This window comes from Paracoccus onchidii (genome assembly GCF_028294535.1).
GTDB classification, from domain to species: Bacteria; Pseudomonadota; Alphaproteobacteria; order Rhodobacterales; family Rhodobacteraceae; genus Paracoccus; species Paracoccus onchidii.
Map to the genome: position 1 here is coordinate 1 of NZ_JAQBIE010000029.1, position 20,002 is coordinate 20,002.

Annotated in this window: 22 protein-coding genes, 1 pseudogene and 2 riboswitches; of the genes and pseudogenes, 10 read left to right on the top strand and 13 right to left on the bottom strand. The window is 60.5% G+C overall.

Annotated features, from left to right (window positions below; all coding sequences use genetic code 11):
• The 7 genes and pseudogenes from PAF17_RS17140 to PAF17_RS17170 all read right to left on the bottom strand — a co-directional run.
• Window positions 1-123, bottom strand: a pseudogene (locus PAF17_RS17140) (IS3 family transposase); the annotation flags it as partial.
• A 64-nt stretch (window positions 124-187) separates the two neighbouring features.
• Window positions 188-961 (bottom strand): DUF1217 domain-containing protein, encoded by a 774-nt coding sequence (locus PAF17_RS17145; protein ID WP_271890323.1) that lies wholly within the window; start codon window positions 959-961, stop codon window positions 188-190.
• Entirely contained in the window at window positions 958-1,371 is a 414-nt protein-coding gene (flbT, locus tag PAF17_RS17150; RefSeq protein ID WP_271890324.1) for a flagellar biosynthesis repressor FlbT, read from the bottom strand. Before flbT ends, PAF17_RS17145 begins: the two co-directional genes overlap by 4 nt.
• Window positions 1,368-1,733, bottom strand: a complete 366-nt coding sequence (gene flaF, locus PAF17_RS17155) for a flagellar biosynthesis regulator FlaF (RefSeq protein WP_271890325.1) — start codon at window positions 1,731-1,733, stop codon at window positions 1,368-1,370. The genes flbT and flaF overlap by 4 nt, the downstream gene beginning before the upstream one ends.
• Before the next feature lie 64 nt (window positions 1,734-1,797).
• Entirely contained in the window at window positions 1,798-2,640 is an 843-nt protein-coding gene (locus PAF17_RS17160; RefSeq protein ID WP_271890326.1) for a flagellin N-terminal helical domain-containing protein, read from the bottom strand.
• A gap of 179 nt (window positions 2,641-2,819) precedes the next feature.
• Window positions 2,820-3,134: a hypothetical protein gene (locus tag PAF17_RS17165; RefSeq protein ID WP_271890327.1), complete on the bottom strand. Its 315-nt coding sequence runs from the start codon at window positions 3,132-3,134 to the stop codon at window positions 2,820-2,822.
• Window positions 3,127-3,372, bottom strand: a complete 246-nt coding sequence (locus tag PAF17_RS17170) for a rod-binding protein (protein ID WP_271890328.1) — start codon at window positions 3,370-3,372, stop codon at window positions 3,127-3,129. Before PAF17_RS17170 ends, PAF17_RS17165 begins: the two co-directional genes overlap by 8 nt.
• A gap of 104 nt (window positions 3,373-3,476) precedes the next feature.
• Between PAF17_RS17170 and PAF17_RS17175 the strand changes: the two genes are divergently transcribed.
• The 9 genes from PAF17_RS17175 (at window position 3,477) to PAF17_RS17215 (ending at window position 13,181) form a co-directional block, all read left to right on the top strand.
• Window positions 3,477-4,541, top strand: a complete 1,065-nt coding sequence (locus tag PAF17_RS17175; RefSeq protein ID WP_271890329.1) for a flagellar hook-length control protein FliK — start codon at window positions 3,477-3,479, stop codon at window positions 4,539-4,541.
• A 14-nt stretch (window positions 4,542-4,555) separates the two neighbouring features.
• The gene (locus PAF17_RS17180; protein ID WP_271890330.1) at window positions 4,556-5,212 is read left to right on the top strand and encodes a flagellar hook capping FlgD N-terminal domain-containing protein; all 657 of its coding nucleotides are present in this window, start codon (window positions 4,556-4,558) and stop codon (window positions 5,210-5,212) included.
• Window positions 5,213-5,303: 91 nt separating this feature from the next.
• Window positions 5,304-5,993 carry a ribulose-phosphate 3-epimerase gene (rpe, locus tag PAF17_RS17185; RefSeq protein ID WP_271890331.1) on the top strand — a complete coding sequence of 230 codons (690 nt, stop codon included), beginning with the start codon at window positions 5,304-5,306 and terminating at the stop codon, window positions 5,991-5,993.
• Between the two features lie 69 nt (window positions 5,994-6,062).
• Window positions 6,063-6,842, top strand: a complete 780-nt coding sequence (locus PAF17_RS17190; protein WP_271890332.1) for an SDR family oxidoreductase — start codon at window positions 6,063-6,065, stop codon at window positions 6,840-6,842.
• Window positions 6,843-6,910: 68 nt separating this feature from the next.
• Window positions 6,911-7,990: an ABC transporter ATP-binding protein gene (locus PAF17_RS17195; protein WP_271890333.1), complete on the top strand. Its 1,080-nt coding sequence runs from the start codon at window positions 6,911-6,913 to the stop codon at window positions 7,988-7,990.
• A gap of 92 nt (window positions 7,991-8,082) precedes the next feature.
• Window positions 8,083-8,172: riboswitch (glycine riboswitch) on the top strand.
• 3 nt (window positions 8,173-8,175) lie between these two features.
• Window positions 8,176-8,239: riboswitch (glycine riboswitch) on the top strand.
• Window positions 8,240-8,315: 76 nt separating this feature from the next.
• Window positions 8,316-9,440 (top strand): glycine cleavage system aminomethyltransferase GcvT, encoded by a 1,125-nt coding sequence (gcvT, locus tag PAF17_RS17200; protein WP_271890334.1) that lies wholly within the window; start codon window positions 8,316-8,318, stop codon window positions 9,438-9,440.
• Between the two features lie 14 nt (window positions 9,441-9,454).
• Window positions 9,455-9,811, top strand: coding sequence for a glycine cleavage system protein GcvH (gcvH, locus tag PAF17_RS17205; protein ID WP_271890367.1), 357 nt, complete (start codon window positions 9,455-9,457; stop codon window positions 9,809-9,811).
• A gap of 83 nt (window positions 9,812-9,894) precedes the next feature.
• Complete coding sequence (gene gcvP, locus PAF17_RS17210; RefSeq protein ID WP_271890335.1) at window positions 9,895-12,732, top strand: aminomethyl-transferring glycine dehydrogenase; 2,838 nt, start codon at window positions 9,895-9,897, stop codon at window positions 12,730-12,732.
• An 11-nt stretch (window positions 12,733-12,743) separates the two neighbouring features.
• A complete protein-coding gene (locus tag PAF17_RS17215; RefSeq protein ID WP_271890336.1) occupies window positions 12,744-13,181 on the top strand; it encodes a thioredoxin family protein in 438 nt (145 codons plus the stop codon).
• Here the strand turns inward: PAF17_RS17215 and PAF17_RS17220 are convergent.
• Window positions 13,178-14,230 carry a glycosyltransferase family 61 protein gene (locus PAF17_RS17220; protein WP_271890337.1) on the bottom strand — a complete coding sequence of 351 codons (1,053 nt, stop codon included), beginning with the start codon at window positions 14,228-14,230 and terminating at the stop codon, window positions 13,178-13,180. The genes PAF17_RS17215 and PAF17_RS17220 overlap by 4 nt on opposite strands.
• A gap of 157 nt (window positions 14,231-14,387) precedes the next feature.
• Here PAF17_RS17220 and PAF17_RS17225 point away from each other — a divergent pair, with 157 nt between their 5' ends.
• Entirely contained in the window at window positions 14,388-14,711 is a 324-nt protein-coding gene (locus tag PAF17_RS17225; protein ID WP_271890338.1) for an antibiotic biosynthesis monooxygenase, read from the top strand.
• Window positions 14,712-14,744: 33 nt separating this feature from the next.
• On the opposite strand, the gene argC is transcribed toward PAF17_RS17225, so the two are convergent.
• The 5 genes from argC to PAF17_RS17250 all read right to left on the bottom strand — a co-directional run bounded on the left by argC (window position 14,745) and on the right by PAF17_RS17250 (window position 19,999).
• Window positions 14,745-15,662: an N-acetyl-gamma-glutamyl-phosphate reductase gene (gene argC / locus PAF17_RS17230; protein WP_271890339.1), complete on the bottom strand. Its 918-nt coding sequence runs from the start codon at window positions 15,660-15,662 to the stop codon at window positions 14,745-14,747.
• Between the two features lie 69 nt (window positions 15,663-15,731).
• Entirely contained in the window at window positions 15,732-16,061 is a 330-nt protein-coding gene (locus PAF17_RS17235; RefSeq protein WP_271890340.1) for a DUF779 domain-containing protein, read from the bottom strand.
• 64 nt (window positions 16,062-16,125) lie between these two features.
• Window positions 16,126-17,652, bottom strand: coding sequence for an aldehyde dehydrogenase (gene adh / locus PAF17_RS17240; protein WP_271890341.1), 1,527 nt, complete (start codon window positions 17,650-17,652; stop codon window positions 16,126-16,128).
• A gap of 138 nt (window positions 17,653-17,790) precedes the next feature.
• On the bottom strand, window positions 17,791-18,741 hold the full coding sequence (locus tag PAF17_RS17245) for a GAF domain-containing protein (RefSeq protein ID WP_271890342.1): 951 nt from the start codon (window positions 18,739-18,741) through the stop codon (window positions 17,791-17,793).
• A gap of 112 nt (window positions 18,742-18,853) precedes the next feature.
• Complete coding sequence (locus PAF17_RS17250; RefSeq protein ID WP_271890343.1) at window positions 18,854-19,999, bottom strand: ABC transporter ATP-binding protein; 1,146 nt, start codon at window positions 19,997-19,999, stop codon at window positions 18,854-18,856.
• Between the last annotated feature and the right edge of the window lie 3 nt (window positions 20,000-20,002).

Genomic DNA, 20,002 nt, shown 5'->3' on the forward strand with positions numbered 1-20,002 from the left:
GTGCGCCCGGATGAAGGCGTGCTTCATTGGGACCCTCGCGCGAAGTACGCCGTTGCTTTTTAGGATATCGCGCTCCTCGGTGACCCGAGCGAGTTCGCGCTTCAGGCGCCGGTTCTCCGCCTCCTTGGCTCAAAGCAAGAGCGCAAAGCGTCTACAAATCCAGGGGAACCTCAGTCTGATGCAGATCTTATTGCAGCAGCTCCAATGCTATTGAATAGCTATCTTGCCCCTTTGAAGCCTGTAACTCGGATCGAGCGAGAAAGCTCTTCATCAAACCATCAATGCCCTCAGCTGAGGTTAGCTCCAGGAAGGAGGAGGATCCCAAAAATCTTTCGGATGCATCGACAAACTCGTCGAGCTGCCTGTCTATCGGCAGATTTCCATAGTGTTTTCCGAAACCAAATGCACCAGAGAAAACCTCTTTCAGCGGTGGATTCCCGAGAACCTCGTACCATAAGGTTCGATCGCTAGATTCTCGCCCGACCATCGCCTGCAACTCACGCATCGCATTCAGTGCCAAGCGCAAGTTTTCGTCACCTTCGCCTACCCGGTACTCATACTCGCGTTGGATATATTCTTTTGATACGCTATCTTGAATGTTTGAAACATCGACGCTTCCGCCTTCAAAGTCAAATGCGCTCGCCAGTCGAAGGTACCGCGCGTCGCTCAGTCGGTTTACAAATGAATCATCATCATCGAGATCCGATTCTAGAACCTTTTGTATGAACGCCTTGCTGCCGATATCATCATCAAGCCCGAATGCGCGCAATGCAACATGCAATGTCTTATAATCTTTGACCAGCTCAGCTGCGGTTTCAATATCCCCGATCCGCTCCCGAAACGTGTTCGTCGATCGCTGAACAACTGGATCCTGAGAAACCATTTCAATGTGGCGTGATGCCTGATTTTGCAAAATTCGCCAGCCCTGAATGCCAGAGGCTCCGACAGAAATCGCACTCATGCTCTCTCCTGTTGGGCGATGGTGAGCAATCGGGCTTCACGTGGCAACAATCCGCGCAACTGTCGCAGTGACTGATAGAACTCGGCGCGAAAAACATGCTCGGTGGCTTCATTCAGAATTCTGCGGCTGTCCTGATCAAAGAACACCTGACTTAAATTCTCTATCGCCAAGGAAAGCTGCCTGCCTCCTTCATTTCGGCCTGCATCACCAGATAGAATAAGTTGCGCGATGTAACACGCGCGGGCAACCGGGGTATTTGCCATATCTGGGTGAATTGCATCGCGCAGTCGCAATACATTCACATCCGGTGTGACAATCGCGATTTTTGACCGACGCTCACCATTTTCTATGACGGCGCCATTGATCAAAACTCGTTCATGGGGGGCGAGTTTTAAAACCAAACCACTCATGCGTTTTGCTCTCCTCTCAACCCTTTCAGAACGGACATGTTAATATCGATCAGGATGTCCGAGCCAGCTTCACCGGAAAGAACCTTGTGGCCGTGGCGGATCGAAAACGCCGCCAATGACAACAAACCCGACTTGACATCATCTGGCAGTCGATTCCCAGGATCTGCGAGGTCGGTCGCGAACAACGTCCATAGCTCATTATTCTTGTGAACGGCCATAATCGCCTCTGCAGATCGACCCTCGCGATCGGCCTGGCGCAACAGTCGCGTGACACGAGAAATCACATCATATTCTGCGCTACGCTCGGTACGGATAATAGCTTCGCCATATCCGGTTGTTGACAAAGGAGTTACCGCGTTCACTGCTTATGACCTCGATTATCCGTGAAGAGAAAATCGGGGCGCCGTCAGGCGCCCCCATGGATCGTTAGCGGAACAGAGCCATGATCGAAGAAGGTGCCTGATTGGCAATGGACAGCGCCTGGATGCCAAGCTGTTGCTGCGTCTGCAACGCCTGCAGGCGTGCCGAAGCCTCTTCCATATCGGCATCGACAAGCGAACCAATGCCTGAATCGAGCGAGTCTGCCAGTTTCCCGACAAAATTTGCCTGATCCGCAATACGTTTGCCCGACGAACCGAGCGCCGCCGCACCATTCACAGCAACCTCGATCAACGCCTCGAGGTCGCCAACGGCAGTCTGGGCAGATGCACGGTCAGTGATCGCCGTCAGCGTACCACCGACGATATTGGCTTCAAAGTCGACCGAAGCGACCGCAATGGTTCCCGGGGTCGTTGCTGCCGCGCCAACCTGGCGATCCAGCGAAGCCAGAACCGTAAAGGTCGCACCACCGTCAACGCCGTTGGTGCTGAGCAAGTTGACCCCATTCATCTGCGTGCCCGACACGATCGACGTGATCTGAGCCATCTTCGCAGTGATATCGGTCTGAACCTTGTCATAGTCAAAGCCGTCCGTTCCTGCATTCAGAGCGAGATTCTTCATCTCTTTCAGCAGATCAGTGACTTGTTCAGCGCCCGTACGCGCAGTTGCCACGGTCGCCTCTGCCACGTTCAACCCGCTTTGCATCGTCTTGAACGCAGCCTGATCGGTTTCCATCACCTTCGAAATCGCCCAGATTGCGGCATTGTCTTTGGCATTGGAGATCGACTTACCAGTCGAGATTTCCGACTGGGCCTTGTTAAGATCGGTGTTGATCGACTTGAGCGTCTGCAGCGCGACCATTGCGCCATTGTTGGTCAGAATGCTGGACATGTTGTCCTCCTAGGATGGGGTGCTTTGCACCTGCGATTGAGACAATGGGCCTTCTGACCTTTTTCAGCGGCTAACCCGCAACGCATTTATTCTGATGCGCCCCACCTTTTTACCGGTGGTCCATTTACAAATAGTGAATTCGCCCTTTCTTCTCAAACGCGCTTCAATGCAAATTTTATTCAATATCTCTTGGCTGCATCGAGCGTGTTCGTTGATACCCGTCGTTTCCCCAACCCGTCATAGGTCTGCAAAATTCGCACGGATTGCACAGCAACCCTTACATCCTCGACGCCCTTCTTGGCCCCTCGCAATGATGCCTCCGCCAGATCCAGCAACTCTGAAATCTGGCGGCGCGTCTGTTCGCGGTCGCAAGCATCGGGCGTCGCATCAGCCAACCGTGCTGAAATTTTCTCTATTGTCTTCAATGCGACATCATGATCCGCCGACAAAATTGCAGCCTTCGATTTCGCAAGATCACGAGATAGATCACTCATGGTGCCCCCCTGGGGTCAAGCCCAAACCAAGATCCAACTTTTCGGCCATCATCGACGCATACTCCCTATTCAGAAAACTTGAGAACTGCCCCTCTCCGGCACCGCCCGAGAAGGCACCTTCCGACGGACCGGGCCCACAGTACTTCAGCATTTCTTCAAGAAAAGCTTCCTCCAAACGGTTCCCTACCGAGGAGCGCGCATGACTTGAAACAACAGGAAAAACCTGAACGACATCCATCTCATTCCCTCCACGAAATCAATACTTGGTCGAATTTAAGTCATTCGGGTAAATAATTGGTAATCAGTTTGGTCCATAAGCATGAAAAACAGTGGGCCGATCTGATGAATGGTGAACAGCTTGTAAATATTCTCTCGGCGTCACCAAAGGGGGGCGACAGGACACCGGCAATCGTCCTGCCGGTGGACCCGACTGATACTGCGCCCGCAGATACTGCGCCGGTTGATACCGGGTTTGAGCGGCTGTGGGCCTCTGACGTCGTTCAGCACGAGCCTGCGAAATCCGACCCGAAGCTCGCGCCTCATCGGGCGAACGATACCGCCGACCATTTGGCAGATGAGGACGTCTTGGATCTCGACCAGGCCGATACTCATCCTGAACCCTTGATTCTCATTCTCGAGCGCATGACCGGCGTGACCGCTTCGGTTCCTGAAATGAAGCGGTCTCTGCCTGTCGAAGCGACACCGACCGCAAACAAGAGCGCCGATTCGCGATTGCCGAGTATAGATCCGGATGTCTCCGAAGGCTCCGACGGTGTCGAGCTGCCTGAGGGTGACGCGAAACGGTTGACCGGCAAGACGGCAAATTCCGAGATGCCGGCCACCAGATCCCTGCCCCCAGAAACCCATCCTGCAAAGGCAGCTACGGCGCCCGCCGAGCTTGCATCAGACCACGATCCGGGTGCATCCCCGCAACCGTCGGAACATCTTCAAACCCTTGCCATGAAGGAACAAACACACGCGTTGCCGACACTGCCACAAGTAACCTCGGTTCATCAGACCAGGCCCGTAATGCGTCAAATCACGGATGCCATCGTCACGACCTTTGAAGATCAGGTCGAAATCACGCTTTCTCCCGAAGAACTGGGTCGCATCCGCATGACTGTCATGGGCAATGATCGTACGCCCAACATCGCCATCTGGGTTGAACGCCCGGAAGTCATGAACTTGATTCGACGCAACGCGGCCACCCTGCAGGAACAATTCGCTGAGGCAGGCTTTGACGGTGCGACATTCGAATTCCACGATGAGCCACCTTCGCATCCGGACAGCCAAAAGCACCGAGGCAGCAGGGATTCCGTCGTTTCCGTCGCCCCGCCTTCATCACAGGCGAATCCAACGGCGACAGGACGCGTATTTATCGATGGTCGCATCGATATTCGATTGTAAAAGGGGTAAATCACATGATCCAGGCAATTGGCACATCATCCTCGGCCGCCGTGACATCCACCGGCACCGCGACCTCTGCGGCCGGTGCGGCGGATTTTGACACATTCCTGCATATGCTGACGGCACAGTTGAAGAATCAGGATCCCCTGAACCCGATGGAGGGCACCGAATTCGCCGTTCAGCTTGCCACGTTCTCCGGGGTCGAACAGCAAACCAGAACCAACCAGTTGCTCGAACAAATGGTTTCTCAATCAGGGGCCGGGCTTGGCCAGTTGGCAGAGTGGATCGGCAAAGAAGCCCGCACCACACAACCGATCTGGTTCGGAGATACGCCGCTGACATTGGATATCGCGCCGGATCCCGCAGCAGACAGCGTTCAACTGATTGCCCGGGACCGAACCGGACGCGAATTGACACGCGAGGAAATCGGACCGGGGGCCGGGCAAATCGAATGGTATGGCAAGGACGGCACTGGCGAACGACTGCCCGAAGGGCAATACAGCTTTGAAATTCTCAGCATTCGAAATGGCCAAACCCTTCGTCACGATCAGGTCGGCGCATATGGCCGGATCGTCGAAGCACAGCTTGGCAATTCTGGAACCGAGGTGATTTTCGAAGGCGGATCAACCGCCCGGCCCGACGATATTACCGCTTTGCGTGACGGCGGTTGATGCACCCGGGCGCGTGCGGTCTTGACGCAGCCCGTGCAACGGGGCAGGCCATTGCAGGCTAGGCCGCTACGTGACCACAGGGGAAACCGCCATGACATTCGACCGAGAAACCAAGATCGCGCCTTCGATCCTTTCCGCCGATTTCGCCGATTTCGGCCGCGAAATTCAGGCTATCGAGGCCCAGGGGGCGGATTGGGTGCATATTGATGTGATGGATGGACATTTTGTACCGAACCTGACCTTCGGCCCCCCGGCCGTCAAAGCGTTTCGCCCCCATGTCAAAACCTTCATGGACGTGCATCTGATGATCGCCCCCGTGGACCCCTATATCGAAGCCTATGCCGAGGCGGGCGCAGACATGATTACCGCCCATGTCGAGGCAGGCCCACACCCTCACCGCACGCTGCAGGCCATTCGCGCGACCGGCAAGAAGGCCGGAATCGCGCTGAACCCCGGCACCCCTCTGGAGGCGGTCGAATATCTGCTGGACCTATGCGACATGGTTCTTGTCATGACCGTGAATCCCGGTTTCGGCGGCCAGAAATTCATTCACAGTCAGGTAGACAAGATCGCACGCTTGCGCGGCATGATCGGCGATCGTCCGATTCATATCCAGGTCGATGGCGGCGTGGACCCGCGCACCGCCCCCCTGGTGGCGAAGGCAGGGGCCGACGTGCTGGTTGCGGGTTCGGCAGTATTCAAGGGCGGTTCAGTCGATGCCCCGCAGGTCTATGGCGAAAACATGTCCGCGTTGCGCGAGGCGATCCTGGCACAAAGCTGATTCGACAAAGACCGGCTTGTCGCGGCAAGCAATATCGCAAGACATTCGAACCAACAGGAGCAGAACGACATGGATCTGGGGATCGCGGGAAAACGAGGGCTTGTCTGCGCGGCATCAAAAGGGCTGGGCCGCGGCTGTGCCGAGGCACTGGCCGAAGCTGGTGTCGACCTTGTGATAAACAGCCGCACTGAAGCGGACATCACCCGGACTGCGCAAGAGATTTCGCAGAAATACGGTGTATCCGTAACGCCCGTCGCCGCCGATATCACCAGTGACGAAGGACGCGCCAAGGTCTTGTCCGCGGCTGGTAAGATCGACATCCTTGTCACGAATGCCGGCGGACCACCGCCGGGAATCTGGACCGATTGGAATCGCGAAGATTTCATCAAGGCGATCGATGCAAACATGCTGTCTGCCGTCGCCCTGATGCAGGCGCTTGTGCCCGGAATGATCGATCGGGGCTGGGGGCGCGTGGTGAACATCACGTCGCAATCCGTTCGCTCTCCCATTCCCGAACTGGGGCTTTCCAATACGGCGCGGGCAGGTCTGACCGGCTTTGTCGCCGGCATGGCGCGACAGGTTGCGGGTCACGGCGTCTGCGTCAACAATATCCTGCCCGGCATTCACGCGACAGACCGCGCCGACAACCTCGACAATGCAATTGCACAGAAAAGCGGGCTCGATATCGAGGATGTTCGCCGAAATCGCAAAAGCGGGGTTCCCGCCAATGCCTATGGCCAGCCCGAGGATTTTGGCGCGACCTGTGCATTCCTGTGCAGCCAGCACGCGCGTTTCATCATCGGCCAAAACATCCTGCTGGATGGCGGCGCGTTGAATGTAACCATCTGACACTTGCTTGCGACCCGCGCCCGCCCCTGCTAGGGCGGGCCAGATCTTGGAACAGGAACGGCCAACTCGTGACTGAATCGCCGCGATTGCAGGTTCGGAATCTGATCCGTGCTTTCGACGGGCAACGGGTCGTCAATGATGTGTCCTTCGCCGTGTCAGCTGGCGAAGTGGCCTGCCTGTTGGGGCCGTCCGGTTGCGGCAAGTCGACGACGCTGCGCATTGTGGCCGGGGTCGACATGCAAGATAGCGGCAGCATTCATGTTGATGGTAATCTGATCTGCGACACGCATTTTCGCATCCCGCCCGAGCGGCGCGCGATCGGCCTGATGTTTCAGGACTTCGCGCTTTTTCCGCATTTGCCGGTATCAGAAAATGTCGCCTTCGGGCTGAAAGGTGGCTTTGTCGCCAATCGCGCACGTGTCGCCGCACTGCTTGAGCGGGTGCAGATGTCACGTCACATCGACAGCTACCCCCACGAGCTTTCGGGCGGTGAACAACAGCGGATCGCACTGGCCCGGGCCTTGGCGCCACGGCCGCGCGTGTTGTTGATGGATGAACCGTTCAGCGGCCTTGACGAACGGCTGCGCGACGGTATCCGCGATGATACGCTGGCCCTGTTGAAAGACGAAGGAACCGCGGTTCTTCTGGTCACGCACGAACCCCACGAGGCCATGCGGATGGCCGACCAGATCTTGCTGATGCGCAATGGATCAATTGTCCAACAGGGTGCGCCCTACAATCTTTACAACGCACCGGCCGATCGGATGGCTGCCGCATTCTTCAGTGACATCAATGTCTTGACGGGCCGCGTTCACGGCGCCTTGACCCAGACACCTTTCGGTCAGTTCCTGACACCGGGCATGGAAGACGGAAGCGAGGTCGAGATCGTCATCCGGCCACAGCATCTCAAGATCGATTTTGACCGTGCCGGACAAGGGCCCGCGCCCACGGCTGAAAACGGCACCGCAGCCTTGGCGCGTGTGACCCGCGCCCGCTACCTGGGTCGCGAATCACTTGTCGAGTTTTCGACCGATCAGGGCGGCATCGCTCTGAATGCGACGGTGCCGGGTGTGTTTCTACCCCCCGCAGGCACACCGATGTGGCTGATGCTGCGCCGCGATCGGGTCTTTGTCTTTCCCAGAACCTGAGACCGGTGGCGCGCACACCTCCCGATTGCGACCTTCTGGCCGACATCTACGACAAAAGGCTTGCGCCATCGTCGCCACGCAGATAGCTGTGAGCAAGGAATTCGGGAGAAGCTGGTGAAACGCCGGTGCCGAAGGAGCAGCCGCCCCGGCGAACTCTCAGGCAAAAGGACCGTCTTCCATCAAGACTCTGGAGAGAGGCCGAAAGGCCCGCCGAAGGGATAACGATCTCAGGCGTCCGCAAGGACAGGGACAGAGGGGGCATCGGAGCGCGGAGCTATCCGCAATCACGGTGCCGGTCTGTCCGGCGACACACAGAGGAGGCCACATGGCCGAGGAACTGCGCCGGACCGGTCTGTATGACCTGCATGTCGCCCAAGGGGCGCGCATGGTCCCGTTTGCGGGTTGGGAAATGCCCGTCCAATATCCGATGGGCGTCATGGCCGAACATCTGCATACCCGCGACAAGGCCGGCCTGTTCGATGTCAGCCATATGGGGCAGGTGCTGGTCCATCCGCTGGACGGCGATCTGGACAGCGCGGGTGCCGCGCTGGAGACCGTGATCGCGGCCGCCGTGCTGGGCCTGCCCGAGGGGCGCCAACGCTACGGCCTGTTCACCAATGACCGTGGCGGCATTCTGGACGATCTGATGTTTGCCAATCGCGGCGATCACTATCTGCTGGTCGTCAACGCCGCCTGTGCCGAACAGGACATCGCCTTTCTGCAAGGCCTGTCGGGGGTCGAGGTCACGCCGGTGACCGATCGCGGGCTGATCGCGCTGCAAGGCCCCAAGGCCGCCGAGGTGCTGGCCCGCCTGCTGCCCGCCGCCGCCGAGATGCGATTCATGGACAGTCGCAGCCTCGACTGGAACGGTGTCGATCTGTGGCTGTCGCGGTCGGGTTATACCGGCGAGGATGGTTTCGAGATTTCCGTTCCGAATGATTGTCTGGCCACATTCGCGCAGGCATTGCTGGATCATGATGAGGTCGCCCCGATCGGCCTGGGCGCCCGCGACAGCCTGCGGCTGGAAGCAGGAATGCCGCTTTATGGCCATGACATGACCGGTGATGTGACGCCGTCCGCCGCCGGGCTTGGCTGGGCGATTTCAAAGGCCCGCCGCGCCGATGGCGCACGCAAGGGCGGCTTTCCCGGTGCCGCGACCGTGCTGGCCGAGCTGGCAGATGGCGTCAGCCACACCCGTCGCGGGCTGCGCCCCGAGGGCCGCGCCCCGATCCGCGAGGGCGTGCAGATCTTTGCCGAAGCCGAAGGTGGTGTGCCGATCGGCGACGTCAGTTCCGGCAGCTTCGGTCCTTCGGTCGGCGGTCCGATCGCCATGGCCCGCATTCCGGTCGACTTGGCCGATGGCGCCACGGTCTTTGCCGAACTGCGCGGCAAGCGGATGCCCGTCACCGTCACCGCCCTGCCCTTCATCACCCCAAGCTACAAACGCTGAGGAGCTTCCCCATGCTGAAATATACCGTCGATCACGAATGGCTGCGCGCCGAGGGCGATGAGATCGTCGTGGGCATCACCAAACATGCCAGCGAACAGCTGGGCGATGTCGTTTTCATCGAACTGCCCGAAGAGGGCCGCGAGGTCGAGGCCGAGGAAGAGGTTGTCGTGATCGAGTCGGTCAAGGCCGCCTCCGACATCACCGCCCCCGTGGCCGGCGTCATCACCGCCGTGAACAGCGATCTGGCCGACAACCCGGGCAATGTGAATGACGACCCGATGACGGCCTGGTTCTTTCGGATCAAACCGGCGTCGCTGGATGTGCTGGACAGCTTCATGGACGAAGCCGCCTATGGCGAGCTGATCGGCTGAGGCGGTTTCCGGGGCCGGCCCGGCCCCGGTCCGGGTATTTGGACAAAGAAGAAGGGGCGGCTTGCCCCCTTATGGATAGCGGCATGACTTTGTGGACTCCGACCGACTACAACCCCGACGATTTCGCCAATCGCCGCCATATCGGCCCCTCGCCCGCCGAGATGGAGCAGATGCTGGCCGCGGTTGGGGCCGACAGCCTTGACGCGCTGATCGAGCAGACCGTTCCGAAGGCGATCCGGCAGGCCGACAGCCTTGACTGGCCCGCGCTGTCCGAAGCCGCGCTGCTGGCCCGGATGGAGCAGGTGGCGAAGAAGAACCGCGTCATGACCAGCCTGATCGGGCAGGGATATTACGGCACCGTCACGCCGCCCGCGATCCAGCGCAACATCCTGGAAAACCCGGCCTGGTACACAGCCTATACCCCCTATCAGCCCGAAATCGCGCAGGGCCGGCTTGAGGCGCTGCTGAACTTCCAGACGATGGTGGCGGATCTGACCGGCCTGCCCGTCGCCAACGCGTCCCTGCTGGACGAGGCGACGGCGGCGGCCGAGGCGATGGCCATGGCGCGGCGTCAGTCGAAATCCAAGGCCGATGCCTTCTTCGTGGCCCATGACCTGCATCCCCAGACCATTTCCGTGATCGAGACGCGCGCGGCCCCCCTGGGCATCCGCATCGTCACGGGGTCGATCGACGATCTGCAGGCCGATCAGGTATTCGGCGCGATCTTCCAGTATCCGGGCACCTATGGCCATGTCCGCGACCTGACCCCCGAAATCGAGGCGCTGCACGCCGCCAAGGCGCTGGCCATCGTGGCGACCGACCTGCTGGCGCTGTGCCTGCTGAAGGAACCGGGCGCGATGGGCGCCGATATCGCCGTGGGCAGCGCGCAGCGGTTTGGCGTGCCGATGGGCTATGGCGGCCCGCACGCCGCCTTCATGTCCTGCCGGGACGAGCTGAAGCGCGCCATGCCCGGCCGCATCGTGGGCGTCAGCGTCGACGCGGCGGGGAACCAGGCCTATCGCCTGTCGCTGCAGACCCGCGAACAGCATATCCGCCGTGAAAAGGCCACGTCGAATGTCTGCACGGCGCAGGCGCTGCTGGCGGTCATGGCCAGCTTTTACGCGGTGTTCCACGGCCCCGTGGGCCTGCGCGCCATCGCACAGCGCGTGCATCTGAACGCGGTCGCCATCGCCGACGCGCTGCGCGCCGCCGGGGCCGAGGTTGCGCCCGATGCCTTCTTCGACACCGTGACCGTCAAGGTCGGCGTCGGCCAGCAGGGCATCATGGCGGCCGCCCGCCATCGCGGCATCAACCTGCGCCGCGTGGGCCGCGACCGCGTGGGCATCAGCGTCGACGAGACCACCGATGCCGGCGTCATCGCCCGCCTGCTGGACGCCTTCGGGATCGAGGATCAGGCCGCCCGCGCCGACAGCCCCGCCATCCCCGAGGCGCTGCTGCGCGACAGCGACTACCTGACCCATCCGGTCTTTCACATGAACCGCGCCGAATCCGAGATGATGCGCTATATGCGCCGCCTGTCGGATCGCGACCTGGCGCTGGACCGCGCGATGATCCCGCTTGGCAGCTGCACCATGAAGCTGAACGCCGCGGCCGAGATGATGCCCATCACCTGGCCCGAATTCGGCGCGCTGCATCCCTTTGCCCCCACGGATCAGGCCGCCGGTTACCACGAGGCGATCACCGACCTGACCCAGAAGCTGTGCCGCATCACCGGCTATGACGCGTTTTCCATGCAGCCCAACAGCGGTGCGCAGGGCGAATATGCGGGGCTGCTGACGATCCAGGCCTATCACCGCGCCAATGGCGACGATCAGCGCGACATCTGCCTGATCCCGATGTCGGCGCATGGCACAAACCCCGCATCGGCCCAGATGTGCGGGATGAAGGTCGTGGTGGTGAAATCGGCCCCGAACGGCGATATCGACCTTGAGGATTTCGCGGACAAGGCGGCGAAGGCGGGCGACAAGCTGGCCGCCGTCATGATTACCTATCCGAGCACGCATGGCGTTTTCGAGGATACGGTGCGCGAGGTCTGCGACATCACGCATGGCCATGGCGGGCAGGTCTATATCGACGGGGCCAACATGAACGCGCTGGTCGGGCTGGTGAAACCCGGCGAGATCGGCGGCGATGTCAGCCACCTGAACCTGCACAAGACCTTTGCGATCCCGCATGGCGGCGGCGGTCCGGGCATGGGCCCTATCGGCGTGAAATCGCACCTGGCGCCCTTCCTGCCCGGCGATCCGCGCACGGGCGACGGCGCGGTCAGCGCGGCCCCCTATGGCAGCGCCTCGATCCTGCTGATCAGCTGGGCCTATTGCCTGATGATGGGCGGCGAGGGGCTGACGCAGGCGACCCGCGTGGCGATCCTGAACGCGAACTATATCGCGTCGCGGCTGGCCGGAGCCTATCCGATCCTGTTCATGGGCAATCGCGGCCGCGTGGCGCATGAATGCATCATCGACACCCGCCCCTTCGCGGATCATGGCGTGACCGTGGACGACATCGCCAAGCGCCTGATCGACAACGGCTTCCACGCGCCGACGATGAGCTGGCCGGTGGCCGGAACGCTGATGGTCGAACCCACGGAATCGGAAACCAAGGCCGAGATCGACCGCTTTGTCGCAGCCATGCTGTCGATCCGGGACGAGATCACCGACGTGGCCGAGGAACGCATCGCGGTGGAGCAAAGCCCCCTGCGCCATGCCCCCCACACGGTCGAGGATCTGGTCAAGGATTGGGACCGCCCCTATTCGCGCGAACAGGGCTGCTTTCCGGCGGGGTCGTTCCGCGTGGACAAGTACTGGCCGCCCGTCGGGCGCGTGGACAACGCCTATGGCGACCGCAACCTGATCTGCACCTGCCCGCCGCTGGACAGCTATGCCGAGGCGGCGGACTAGGCCCGGACAGGATGCTGTCTGGCAAATTACTCTGCCTTGCCTGTGGGCAACCGGGCCGCATTGCCGGGGATCAGGTAAATTCTGATCCCCGATGCGACATATGCGGTGCCGGGCTGCTGCCTGCCAAACCGCTATCCATTGATGTTGCGATTCTTGCCAAGGCCGCCAAACTTGACCAGATTCCCCTTTTGGTGGATTTCTGGGCACCATGGTGTCGCCCCTGTCGCGCAATGGCACCGGATTTCGAAAAGGCCGCCAAGGTGCTGAGGGGGCGGGCGCGCCTGGTCAAGCTGGATACACAGGCGCATAGTTCTGCGGCGACGCGCTGGAAAATTCGTGGCATTCCGACGCTTGTGCTGTTTCTTGGGGGGCGCGAAGTTGCAAGGCTTGCCGGAACGCGCAACGCAGCCAGCCTGGTCAGCTTTGTCGAACGGCGCGGCAAGAACTAGTCGAACAGATCCAGCGTCGCCAACAGCTCATCGCTGCGCAGATGAAAGATGTCATGGCTGCCTTCGGCCACCAGCAAACCAAAACGCTGGCCCAGACGGTCGCTTTGCTGTTTCAGGGTGGCTGCCACACGCTCTGGCGGTTGGATGGGAACAATCGCGGCACCTTCCGGCGCAACAGTCAGGCCATGAACCAGATGGCTGCCCTCGACGCCAACAATTGCCTTGGCGGCGGCGCAGGCGTCGATCAGTTCATCCACACTGACCGAAAGCGGATCAATAACCTTGAAACCTCGTTCTCGCTCTAGCAAAGCTGCGAGTTCCTGTTCATTGGTCAACAGGCGCTGATCGCCGGCCTGACCGCGCAACAGGAAAACCCCCGGAACAGGTTCTGGTTCGCGCCCCCTGACAAGGGTGTTCCGCAGGGCACGAGCACGGCCACCCTTGTGGCTGTTATTGGCAAGATCGTCCAGCATCACCAACTCATCGAAATGAATGTCGCCATCCAGATGAATCGGCGCCATCCCGATCAGCGTCTCGTATTCGGCCTGATGCGCCCCCGGCATCGAACGCGGCATCGTCGTGACGGGCTGGCCGATCCCGGCCGCCAGATCATAGGCAACGCAGGCATCCATAAGCCAACTGCCGAACCAACGATTCGTTGCCCAGGTTTCATACAGGACCCCGCTTGCCCGGCTTTGCGGGCGACGTCCCAATGACAAGGGGTGCTTGCGCTTGTGCAGATGATACTCGCCGCCATTGTGATAGAGAACGCCGTCGATCAGGTCGACATTCTCAAGACGCCATGCACGTGTCGGCCCCTCATGGGTCAGACCGGCGCGGGTCAGAGCCTCGATCGTATCTGGCAGGGGCGCGAAAACGGATGCACGTATTCGTTCGACCTGCCCCGGCAAATGAAATGACGATTGATATTGCAGCGTCTCTGCAGGGGCCAGTTCCCATGTTTCCACGGCACCATCAAAGAAATCGCGATGCTGCAATCTGGCAATCTTGCGAAACCGCGCGTTGAACGGTCTGAACAAATCAAGCATCTGATCCGGTGCACCCATGACGATTTACATCAGACAATTGTCCAGGCTTTGCCCACAATTGGCAATTGAAATTTCCTTTAAATGTCATGTTTCCGGTTGCAAGAACGGGTCAGGTCGGGAAACTCGCAACCAAGCAACGAGAACAGCCGAGGTTCCCATGTTCGTTCAGATCGTCAGTATTCAGGTCATCCCCGGTCACCGCGATGCGTTCATCGAAGCCTTTCGCATCAATTGCGAGGGAACCGCGCAGGAACCGGGCAACCTGCGCTTTGACCTGCTGGCAGATCCAGATGACGAAAACAGCTTCACCGTCTACGAGGTCTTCAGCAGCCGCGATGCCTTGCGCCAGCATGGGCAGACCGAACATTACCGCCGCTGCATCGAACTGATCACACCAATCACCACCGGACAGCGCAGCAAACGGTATTTTCATCCCGTGATCGTCGAAGATACCGCCCCGTCAGGACGCATCCCGGCCTGAGACCGGCGCCCGCAGCACCGGTCGTTCAGTCGATCAAAGCCCTTCGGCCTCGTCCGCGTCCAGCATGATATTCATGTTCTGGACCGCTGCACCCGAAGCGCCTTTGCCAAGGTTGTCCAGAACCGCGAATGCCGTCGCACAGCCGTTTTCTTCGCTTCCACACACGCCAATCTGCAACATGTTGGTTCCGTTCAATGCGGTCGGAACAATACGCGACCCGACCTGATCGGGCGCGATCATCTGAACGAATTTCTGCCCGTCGTAATGATCGGCCAAAGCCTCGAACAAGCTGCGAAGATTGCGTTCCTCGTCCAGATGCAACGGCAGCTGAACCACCATACCCTGTGCAAAGCTGCCGACAGAAGGCGAAAACACCGGCTGCGTGGCCAGCCCCGTATGGGCCATGATTTCGGGAATATGCTTATGCGCCTGGGTCAAGCCATAGAAAAAATGTGCTGGCGCCGACCCATCTTCGTATTCCGCGATCAATGCCTTGCCGCCGCCCGTATATCCGCTGACGGCGTTGATCGCGACCAGTTCTTCTTCGTCAATCAACCCCGCTTCGATCAGCGGCGCAATCAAGGCGATGGCGCCGGTTGCATAACAGCCGGGGTTGCTGACCAGTTGCGCATCGGCGATCTGGTCTCTCATTTCCGATGACAGCTCTGGGAATCCGTAAACCCAGTCGCCATGCACCCGATGAGCCGAGGACGCATCGATCAGCCGGACATCCAGATCCTGCGTCAGCTCGACCGCTTCACGCGCGGCGGCATCAGGCAGGCAGAGGATCGCGATATCGGCCTGGGAAAATGCCTCGCGCCGGGCATCGGCATCTTTTCGGCGTTCCGCAGCGATCTGAATCAGGTTGATATCTTCGCGCGTCGCCAGTCGCTCGCGGATCTGAAGACCCGTGGTGCCAACTTCGCCGTCGATAAAGATATTAAATGCCATGATCGGACCTCTCGTGGAACGCGCCGCTTATAGGTCAATCAGTGCATCATAACAATGCGCAGAGCGCGATCAGATCGAACAGATCTCCGAGCGCGTCAGAAAGCGCTTTTCACGCCCATTGTCCAAACTGAACATGCCGCCGCGACCGTCGACCACATCTATGATCAGATCGGTATGTTTCCATGTCTCGTATTGGCTGGCCGATATATAGAAAGGCATGCCCCCGATCTCGCCGATCCTGACATCGCGGTCGCTGACCTTGAAGTCATCTTGGGGGTAACACATCGGACTTGACCCGTCACAGCACCCGCCCGATTGGTGAAACAGCACCGGGCCATGATCGGCAACGATTTCCTCGATCAGCTTAATCGCCCCATCCGTGGCGGTAACAGTGCTCATGGCGTCGATCTCCCTGACTTGTGCGAAGGCACGGCCCGCGCGGGCCGTGCCAAACTGTTGTGGATCAGAAGAAGCCCAGTTTCTTGGGGCTATAGCTGACCAGCATGTTCTTGGTCTGCTGATAGTGGTCCAGCATCATGCGGTGGTTTTCGCGCCCGATGCCCGACTGCTTGTAGCCGCCGAAGGCCGCATGGGCCGGATAGGCGTGATAGCAGTTGGTCCAGACTCGGCCCGACTTGATCGCACGGCCAAAGCGATAGCAGGTATTCGCATCGCGCGACCAGACGCCCGCGCCAAGCCCGTACAACGTGTCATTGGCGATCGACAGGGCTTCGTCATTGTCCTTGAAGGTGGTCACCGACACCACGGGGCCAAAGATTTCCTCCTGGAAGACCCGCATCTTGTTGTGGCCCTTCAGGACGGTCGGCTTGATATAATAGCCGCTGGACAATTCGCCGCCCAGATCGGCCGCCTCGCCGCCGGTCAGAACCTCGGCACCCTCTTTGCGACCGATGTCGAAATAGGACAGGATCTTTTCCTTCTGCTCGCTGCTGGCCTGCGCGCCGATCATCGTGGCGCTGTCGCGCGGGTCGCCCTGCACGATGTCCTTCACCCGTTGCAGGGCACGGTCCATGAACCTGTCATAGATCGATTCGTGGATCAGCGCGCGCGACGGGCAGGTGCAGACCTCGCCCTGGTTCAGCGCGAACATCACGAAGCCCTCGATCGCCTTGTCGAAATAATCGTCATCCTCGCGGGCGACATCCTGGAAGAAGATGTTGGGCGATTTGCCCCCCAGTTCCAGCGTCACCGGGATCAGGTTCTCCGACGCGTATTGCATGATCAGACGACCGGTGGTGGTTTCCCCAGTAAAGGCGATCTTGGCGATGCGCGGATTGCTGGCCAGCGGCTTGCCGGCCTCCAGGCCGAAGCCGTTCACGATGTTCAGAACGCCCGGCGGCAACAGATCCCCGATCAGGTCGATCAGCACCATGATCCCGGCCGGGGTCTGTTCGGCGGGTTTCAGCACCACGCAGTTGCCGGCGGCCAGTGCCGGGGCCAGCTTCCAGGTCGCCATCAGGATCGGGAAGTTCCACGGAATGATCTGCCCCACCACGCCAAGCGGTTCGTGGAAGTGATAGGCGATGGTGTCGTGGTCGATCTCGGAAATTCCGCCTTCCTGCGCGCGCAGGACCCCGGCGAAATAGCGGAAGTGATCGACCGCCAGCGGCAGGTCGGCGGCCATGGTTTCCCGGATCGGCTTGCCATTGTCCCAGGTCTCGGCGGTGGCCAGCAGTTCCAGGTTGGTTTCGATCCGGTCGGCGATCCGCATCAGGATGTTGGACCGCTCGGCCACCGATGTCTGCCCCCATTTGTCCTTGACGGCATGGGCCGCGTCCAGCGCGGCTTCGACATCATCCGCGTTGGATCGGGCGATTTCGCCGATTTCACCGCCGGTGATCGGGGTTGTGTTGATGAAATACTTGCCTGATTTCGGGGGCATCCATTGCCCGCCGATAAAATTATCGTAACGCTTGGCAAAGGGCATCACGCCCACACCCTTGAATTCATGTGTCTGGTCGTTGGGCATTGTTGTCGTCCTCCTCTGAAGTCGCCCGAAATCTCCCGCTTTCGGGTGCTGACAAACAGGTTGCGTCTGCGTTGCGGCAATTCAATGGACCCGCGCAACGCCGGGCCTCCGGCTGTCTCACAGGTGAGACAGTCGAGGCTATTTTTCGTTCAGGCCCAGTCGCGCCATGCGCCGATACATGGTCGCCCGGCCAATTCCCAAAGCCCGCGCAGCGGCGGAAACATTGCCGCCGGCACGCGCCAGGGCGCGTGCGACCGCAGCGTGTTCGGCGCGGTCGAATCCGTGCAGATCATCTTGACGGCCCAGCAGATCAGCTGCCGGTCGCGGGCGCAGGTCGCCCTCTCGCTCCAGGCCCAATGCGCGGCGCGCGGCACGGGTCGCGCCGACGGCCAGATCATCCTTGTCCACCGCCAGAAGCATGGCCGCATCGCTGGGATCGTCCGAGGCCAGCACGATCCGCGCCCCGGGGAAGCTGGCCCGAAAAAAGGTGGCCTCGATGCTGCGGGCGGCCTGTGCCACCTGCGCCGCGATCAACCGGTTATATCTTTCGGTCTGGTCGGCGCGCGCGCTGCTGACATCCAGCGCGGCCAGCAATCGCCCATCCGGCCCCCAGATCGGCGCATCGATACAGGACATGCCGGTATTGCGCGTGTGAAAATGCTGTTCGCGATGAATGGTCACCTGCCGCCCTTCGGCCAGACAGGTGCCGATACCATTGGTACCCTGGCTGCGTTCGGACCAGTCAGCGCCCTGCCACAGCCCCCAGTCACGGAACTGCGCGGCATCGCCATCGCTGACACGTTGATCCAGCACGATCCCATCGGCATCGGTCAGCATGACATTGCATCCCGACATGCCCACCAACCCGTAAAGCTGGTCAAGCTGTGGCGCCGCAACATTCAGAAACCGATCGCGCGCGTCGCGCCGGTATTGCAACTCGGCATATGACAGGCGCTCGGGCTGATGCCGGTCGGCAGGATCGAGCCCATGCTTGACCATCGAGCGACGCCAGGACGCCGCCAAGGCCGATGTTGCGGATTTCGAACGTGACTGTTCGGCCACCAGATCGGCGTGGCTGCGGTTCGTCATATCTGTCCTCCCCCTGGGCCAAGTGTATCAGAGTCTCGGGCGGATAGGGAACAACTTTGACCCGCCTCGGCCAACGGCCCGACGTCTCCATGGCCCGAATTGCAATCGCGCGCTATCCGACCCACTCAGAGGGCGTTGTCTTGCGCGGATGATAGGGCGGCAGGTCCGCGCCATCACGATACAACAGCGATTGCCCGTCATGGAACAGGTGCAGCGTCTGGGGATTGGCGGTCAGGCGCACCGTCTTGCCATTCAGCCCGGTATGGATGCCCGGCAGCTTGGCGATCACCGGCACGCTGTCCTGATTGGTGCCGAAATATAGAAGCGTCACCTCGCCCAGGGCTTCGGTCAGATCTACCTGCCCTTCAAAGATCGCATCGCCGTCGGTTTCGCGCATGTCCTCGGGGCGGACGCCCAGATTGACGGCCATGCCCTGATCGCCCTCGCGGGTCGGGATCGCGACCTGCGCCACGCCGCCGCCATCCAGCGCGACGGTCGTCATGTCGCCCACCGCCGTGACCTTGCCGGGCAGCAGGTTCATCGCCGGGCTGCCGATGAACTGGGCGACGAATTCATTCACCGGCCGTTCATACAGTTCCAGCGGCGCGCCGACCTGCGCGATGCCGCCCCCGGCCAGAACCACGATCCGGTCGGCCAGCGTCATCGCCTCGGTCTGATCATGGGTGACATAGATCATGGTCCGGTCGGGCATGGATGCCTTCAGCTGCGCGATCTCGATCCGGGTGGCGACGCGCAGCGCCGCGTCCAGATTGGAAAGCGGTTCGTCGAACAGATAGACCTTGGGGTCGCGGACGATGGCCCGGCCGATGGCCACGCGCTGTCGCTGGCCACCCGACAGCGCCTTGGGCAGGCGATCCAGATAGGGCGTCAGTTGCAGCATCTTGCCCGCGTGGTCGGTCGCCTCGCGGATCTGGTCCCGGGACTGCCCCGCGATCTTCAGCGCGAAGGCCATGTTGTCGCGCACCGTCATATGCGGATAAAGGGCATAGGACTGAAACACCATCGCGATGCCGCGCTGGCTGGGCGGGATGTCGTTCATCCGCTGGCCGTCGATCTGCAGCGTGCCGCCGCTGATCCGTTCCAGCCCCGCGATCATCCGCAGCAATGTCGATTTCCCACAGCCCGAAGGGCCGACGAAAACGATGAATTCGCCCGATGCGATAGTCAGGTCGATATCGCCGAGGACCTGAACCTCGCCATATGATTTGGCGACGCCTTCCAGTTTCAGATCGGCCATCCG